Source organism: Synechococcus sp. CB0101 (genome assembly GCF_000179235.2).
Taxonomy (GTDB): domain Bacteria; phylum Cyanobacteriota; class Cyanobacteriia; order PCC-6307; family Cyanobiaceae; genus Vulcanococcus.
Genome location: NZ_CP039373.1, coordinates 2,783,475 through 2,789,616 on the forward strand (window position 1 = coordinate 2,783,475; position 6,142 = coordinate 2,789,616).

Consider the following 6,142-nt stretch of genomic DNA (forward strand, 5'->3'; position numbering starts at 1 on the left):
TAGCCTTGAACCATGCGCCGAACGCTGCATGGATGGGGAGCCCTGAGCCTGGCGATCTGCCTGGCCGCGGGCGCTGGCGCCCTGGCGCAGACCCCCGCCGAACAGCAGAGCTACCAGCAGCGCATGCGGCTGCTGTTTGAACGGCTCGACCGCAACAACGACCAGCGCCTGCAGCGCCAGGAAGTGCAGGGCCAGCCCTATCTCGAGCGCCACTTCGAGCGCCTCGACCGCCGCCAGCGTGGCTATCTGGGCCCTGAAGACCTCTCGCCCAGCAGCGCCTCACGCGGTGAACGGGCGGTGCGCTTCTTTCAGCAGGCCGACCGCAACGCCGATGGCGTGATCGATCGGCGTGAAGCGGAGGCGTTCGCATGGCTGAGGCGCCATTTCGGCCAAGCGGATCGCAACGGCGATGGTCGCGTGGATCCAGCGGAACTTCAGGGCCTGGCCGAACGGCGGCGCGCCTCATCCCCCAACCCATCCCCATGAACCTGGCCTGGATCGGCTTAGGCGCCATCGGCACCCCCATGGCCCTCAACCTGCTGAAGGCGGGCTACGGCCTCACCGTGCACAACCGCACCCCCAGCCGCTGCGCTGCTCTGGAGGCCGCCGGAGCCGCGGTGGCCCCCAGCCCCGCCGCCGCCGCCCGCCAGGCCGATGCGCTGCTGCTCTGCGTCAGCGATGACACCGCCGCCGAAGCGGTGCTACTGGGCGGAGCCGATCCCGCAGTCCGCACAGAAGCCGCTGTGGCTGGGCTGCGCCCCGGCAGCCTGGTGATCGATTGCTCCACCATCGGCCCCACCACCAGCCGTCGCCTGGCGGCCGCCTTGGCCGAGCGGCAGGTCGGCTACATCGATGCCCCGGTGACGGGCGGCACCGAAGGCGCCAAAGCCGGCACCCTCTCGGTGTTGGTGGGCGGCGACGCTCAGGATTTGGAGCGGGCCCGGCCGCTGCTGGAGGTGATCGGCAGCCGCATCACCCATTTCGGTCCGGTGGGATCCGGCCAAGAAGCCAAGGCGGTGAACCAGGTGCTGGTGGCGGGCAGCTATGCCGCCGTAGCCGAAGCCCTGCAGCTGGCCGAACGGCTGGGGCTCGATCGCCATCAAGTGGTGGAAGCCCTCAAGGGCGGCGCCGCCGGCTCCTGGGCCCTGGAGCACCGCAGCGCTCAGATGATCAACGACCACTACCCGCTGGGGTTCAAGTTGGCGCTGCACCGCAAGGATCTGGGCATTGCCCTGGAGGCCGCTGCAGCCCAACAGCTGGAAATGCCCGTAACCGAGCAGGTGGCGGCCATGGAAGACGCCCTGCTCGCCAACGGGCACGGCGATCTCGATGTGTCAGCCCTGGCCCGCTGGTTCAGAAGCTGAGCGCGGCCCGATCGGTGACCACGCGCACCTGCTTGCTGGCGGCCACGATGCCCTTGGGGTGCACCAGCAGCACGGCCCAGGTTTGGGTGCCGGGCAGAAAGGGGGCCTGGGCGCTCTTGAAGATGCCGCCACCGCCGAGGGCTTCGAGCTGGAGGTCGGGGGTGCGCATGCGCAACAGCTCACCGGCCGTGACCGGCTTCAGCGACCCCGCCACCACCGCCCCATCGAGGGGCTCATCGAACACCACATCCACGTCGTAGCGCTGGCCGGTGAGCACCGCATCGGGGATCAGCAGGCTCACCTGAAGGTCGCTGTCGCCGCTGCGCAAGATCGAGCTCTCGCGGATCACCTCCTGGCTGTTGAAGCGGCTGCCGCCATCGCCGAGCACCAGCTGCTGCTGCGCCTCGAAGCGGAAGCGGTAGGGCCCCTCCTCGCGGCTTCCAGTCACTGAGATCTGGGTGGTGGAGCGGCCGTCTTTGAGCGGGGCGCCGGGCTGCACGCTCCAGCTGGCGTCGGGGAACTGCTCACGCAGAAGCAAACGGCGGCGGGCCACCTCATCGGGATCGAGGCCGTTGCCGGGCTCAAGCACGGCGGTGAGGGCCTCAGGGGAGGTGCTGTTGAGGGCGTCCTGCAGCGCTTGCAGGCTGGGGGCGGCCCGCAGCGGGGCTGCCACCCCGATCACCAATCCGGCCAGGGCAACGGCAGCCGGCAGGAAAGGGCGCAACAGCACTGGGGCTCAACCAACACACGGCCCTTAAGTTAGGCGCGCCTTCCCGCCGCGCCCATGTCCCGCCTGTTGATCGCGGCCAGCGGCACCGGCGGACACCTCTTCCCGGCCCTGGCCGTGGCTCGCGCCCTGCCGGCCGCTTGGCAGATCCAGTGGCTGGGGGTGCCCAACCGGCTCGAAACCGAACTGGTGCCAGCCGACATCCCGCTCCACACCGTGAACGCCGGCGGCTTGCAGGGGCGCGGCCTGGAGAAACTGCTCAACCTCTTGCGCTTGCTGGGCGCCAGCTGGAGCGTGCGCCAGCTGATCCGCCGTGAGGGAATCCGCGTGGTGTTCAGCACCGGCGGCTACATCGCAGCCCCGGCGATCCTGGCGGCCCGCTGGTGCGGCGTGCCCGTGGTGCTGCACGAATCCAACGGCGTACCCGGCCGGGTGACGCGCCTGCTCGGCAAACTCTGCAGCCGCGTGGCCGTGGGATTGCCCCAGGCCGCCGAACGCCTGCCCGGCTGCCAGCCAAGGGTGACGGGCACCCCTGTGCGACGGGAGTTTCTGGAACCAGCGCCACTGCCCGCCTGGGTACCCGCAGGATCCGGGCCGTTGCTGGTGGTGATGGGCGGCAGCCAGGGGGCCGTGGGGCTCAACCGCATGGTGCGACCGCTGCTGCCCCAGCTGCTCGCCGCAGGCTGCCGGGTGGTGCACCTCAGCGGCAGCAACGACCCTGACAGCGGCCAGCTGCAGCACCCCGCCTACGCCGAGCGCCCCTTCAGTAATGAGGTACCCGGCCTGCTCCAGCACGCTGATCTGGTGATCAGCCGCGCCGGCGCCGGCAGCCTCAGCGAACTGGCCGTGTGCGGCAGCCCCACGATCCTGGTGCCCTTCCCCCAGGCCGCCGACAAGCACCAAGACGCCAATGCCGGTGCTGCCGCCGCCCTAGGCGCGGCGGTGATCGTGTGGCAGCACCCACCGGAGCACCCGGCGCTGGAGCAAGCGATCTGGCGGCTGCTGGGGCCTCGGTTGAGGGGCTGCGACCCTGCGGTAGATCCGCTGCTGCAACTACGGGCCGGGATGGAGCGGCTGGCGGTGCGGGATGCGGATCAGTTGCTGGCGGGGGTGTTGCTGGAGTTGAGCGCCTGAGGGAGCTCCTGGCGCATCGCATGGATGATGCGGCGGTTGCCGCGACGGCTCTGGTAGCCGATGCGTAGCCAGCTGTCATCGAGCCCCTCGAACGAGCGGCAATCGCGCAACAGGATGCGATGGCGGGTTTCCAGGGCTTCGCGCAGGAGCTGAAGTGAAAGCGGCTGTCCATCCCGTTCCCCGCGGATCAGCAGGTAATTGGCCGCTGAAGGCATCGGCGTGACGCCTGGCAAGGCCCCGAGCTCACGCTGCAGCCAGGCCCCCTCACGGGTGACCCAACGCTGCACCCGCCGCTGCCACTGCTCCGCACGTCGGGGAACTTCAAACCAAGCCAGACCTGCGGCTGCGGCCAGGCCATTCACGGGCCAGGGGTCACGCCACTGGTGCCAACGCTGCAGCCGTTCGGGATCACCCAGGGCATAACCCAGGCGAAGCCCCGGAATCGACAACACCTTGGTGAGGCTGCGAATCACCACGAGGTTGCGGTGTTGATCCAGCCAAGGCACGAGGCTCTGCTGCTCACCACGAGGCACCAAAGGCAGAAATGCCTCATCCACCACCACCAGTGCAAAGCGCCGCAGCAACGGCTCGAGCGATGCTCGGCTCCAAAGCTGACCCGTGGGGTTATGCGGATTGGTGAGCCAGAGCACGCCCTCAGCTGGGAGCGATAGCTCAGGCCAAGGCTGCGGACCATCTGCCGGCCAGCGCAAGGGCAATGGTTGAGCGCAACAGCAGGCATCCCATGTCGCCAGAGCCCGGCGGTAGTCGGCAAAGCCTGGTGCCGGAAGCCAATTGATGCCTACGGCCGCGGCGTCGCGGGCGATCCAGGTGAACAGCTCGGCAGCACCGTTTCCGGGCAGCACCTGCTGGGGCTGAATTCCGTGACTCTTCGCGATCGCCTCCCTGAGCGCCCACTGCTCCCGATCGGGATAGGAGGTGAGGGCCTCGTTGTGGAGCGCACGGACGACATGGCGCCGCAGCCATGCAGGAGGCCCAAAGGGCACCAGCGAAGCGCTGGCATCCAGCAACTGATCAGGCCGGCAACCCAAGCGCCGGGCCAGTGCCTCGCGATTACCGCCGTGGGGCTCCACCCCGCTCAAAAGCGCTGCGCAACTGATCCCAGCCTGAAGCCTGACGGATGCAGCTGCGCCACCAGTCCGGTACAACAAGGCCCACAGCAAGCAGCAACCTGGGATGGCGCAGCGCAACCAAACCATCCAGGGGGCTGCGATCGCTGCGATCTGCGGCCTGAGCCTGTCGTTACCGAGTGGAGTCATCGCGCAATCGCGCAGCGGCAACGACCTCCTACGCCTACTGGAACAAGGCAGCTGCAAGAACTGCAAACTGCAGGATTCAGACCTCGTTCACGCCGACCTTCGCGATGCAGAGCTGGTTAATGCTCAGCTGCAGCGCTCCAACTTGAGCCGCTCCCGCCTGGATGGCGCGGATCTACGTCAGGCAAATCTGAGTTTTGCCTCTCTACTGGGGGCATCGCTGCGAGGTGCCGATCTGAGAGGCGCCAACTTGGAGGGAGCCGATCTGCGGGAGGCGGATCTCAGTGGTGCCAAGCTCGATCCGAATGCCCTCGCCAGCAGCCACTGGAAAGGGGCCACTGGCGTTAGCGCGGAAGCGAGCAGCTATGCCTCCATGCACAACGCAGGAGTGGAAGCTGCGCAGCAAGGGCGGCTCCTGGAAGCCGAGGACTACTTCAACCGTGCCCTGCTGAAGAACCCGGATGCCGCGATCACCTGGCTGGCGCGAGGCATCACCCGCTCGCAGCAAGCCAAACTGCAACCCGCCCAGCAAGACATCACCTACGCCGCGGCTTTATTTGAACAACAGGGCGACACGGCAACCGCCCTACAACTGCGCGAACAACTCAAACAGCTCGAGCGCAAAGAGAAGAAGCAAACAGGCAACGGCTACGGGTCAGGATTCCTACGCACAGCGGGCGCGCTGTTTCAGCAGCTAGCACCACTAGCCATGAAGATGTTTGCCCCCACTCCATTTTGAACCATCACACACCCGAATAGACAAAACCTCGGGCATCCTGTGTTGACGGCTGATAGCCATATCCGTAATCACCGCCTTGGTCATCTTTCACGATCCTGGGCGTCACCATGATCACCAGCTCACTCTTGCGGCGATCACCCGAACTCCGGCGGAAGAACTGACCAACTAACGGCAAATCCCCAAGAATCGGCCACTTGGTGACAACCGATCGATCCTCATCGGAAATCACACCAGTGAGGATGAGCGTTTGGCCATCACGAACTCGAACCTTGCCGGTATCCAGCAGGCGATCATTAATTTGGTAGATAATTCCGCAGCGATCAATCTGCTGAGTGCCAACGGCAGCTGAAATCTCAGGAGACAACGAGAACGTCACAAACCCATTGTCGTCAATCTTGTCAACACGAGCCCCGAAGGTGAGACCCGCATTGCCAAACTTAGGCTCACAGAAGTTGTTGCCATTAATATCTTGCTTCACCGCATAGGCCGTCACATACTGCGTGCCCACGCGAACAAATGCCTCATTCGTCTTGGAGCGGCCAATTTTTCCATCAGACGAAATCCGCTCAGCATCACTGCCGCCATAGGGCTCATCACCTTCCTGAAGGATTAGCGTAGGACTAGCAAGAATCTTCGTCGATCGGGACACGATTTGAGCCTGCAAGAAATCATAAAACTCACTGTCCGGGTAATTCAGGCCAGGATTCGGGCGCTTTCGGCTTGTTGCCGAACTAGACTTGCCATTCGACTGATCAGAACGAGCATTTGATGAGCGAGTCGCCTGACTCGACCGACCAGACGATGCATCCGACGCATCCGATCGAGTATTTGCTGATGAATTCGTCCTACTCGCAGACGTCTGACGCCCGGTAATAGCCGAAATAATATTGGTGATATTATTAAT

At 65.4% G+C, this 6,142-nt stretch carries 7 protein-coding genes; 4 read left to right on the forward strand and 3 right to left on the reverse strand.

Features of this window, described 5'->3' with window-relative positions:
* Positions 1 to 12 precede the first annotated feature (12 nt).
* The gene (locus CB0101_RS15105; protein ID WP_010305346.1) at positions 13 to 486 is read left to right on the forward strand and encodes an EF-hand domain-containing protein; all 474 of its coding nucleotides are present in this window, start codon (positions 13 to 15) and stop codon (positions 484 to 486) included.
* Entirely contained in the window at positions 483 to 1,364 is an 882-nt protein-coding gene (locus tag CB0101_RS15110; RefSeq protein WP_010305351.1) for an NAD(P)-dependent oxidoreductase, read from the forward strand. The genes CB0101_RS15105 and CB0101_RS15110 overlap by 4 nt, the downstream gene beginning before the upstream one ends.
* Here the strand turns inward: CB0101_RS15110 and CB0101_RS15115 are convergent.
* Positions 1,354 to 2,094, reverse strand: coding sequence for a hypothetical protein (locus tag CB0101_RS15115; RefSeq protein WP_010305356.1), 741 nt, complete (start codon positions 2,092 to 2,094; stop codon positions 1,354 to 1,356). The genes CB0101_RS15110 and CB0101_RS15115 overlap by 11 nt on opposite strands.
* A gap of 54 nt (positions 2,095 to 2,148) precedes the next feature.
* Between CB0101_RS15115 and CB0101_RS15120 the strand changes: the two genes are divergently transcribed.
* A complete protein-coding gene (locus CB0101_RS15120; protein ID WP_010305360.1) occupies positions 2,149 to 3,225 on the forward strand; it encodes a glycosyltransferase in 1,077 nt (358 codons plus the stop codon).
* Here the strand turns inward: CB0101_RS15120 and CB0101_RS15125 are convergent.
* Positions 3,186 to 4,325: an aminotransferase class I/II-fold pyridoxal phosphate-dependent enzyme gene (locus CB0101_RS15125; RefSeq protein WP_010305364.1), complete on the reverse strand. Its 1,140-nt coding sequence runs from the start codon at positions 4,323 to 4,325 to the stop codon at positions 3,186 to 3,188. The two genes, CB0101_RS15120 and CB0101_RS15125, sit on opposite strands and share 40 nt — an antisense overlap.
* 94 nt (positions 4,326 to 4,419) lie before the next feature.
* Here CB0101_RS15125 and CB0101_RS15130 point away from each other — a divergent pair, with 94 nt between their 5' ends.
* Positions 4,420 to 5,238, forward strand: a complete 819-nt coding sequence (locus CB0101_RS15130; RefSeq protein WP_010305368.1) for a pentapeptide repeat-containing protein — start codon at positions 4,420 to 4,422, stop codon at positions 5,236 to 5,238.
* Positions 5,239 to 5,242: 4 nt separating this feature from the next.
* Here the strand turns inward: CB0101_RS15130 and CB0101_RS15135 are convergent, their stop codons facing one another.
* Complete coding sequence (locus CB0101_RS15135) at positions 5,243 to 5,887, reverse strand: type II secretion system protein GspD (protein ID WP_371413608.1); 645 nt, start codon at positions 5,885 to 5,887, stop codon at positions 5,243 to 5,245.
* Positions 5,888 to 6,142: the final 255 nt, after the last annotated feature.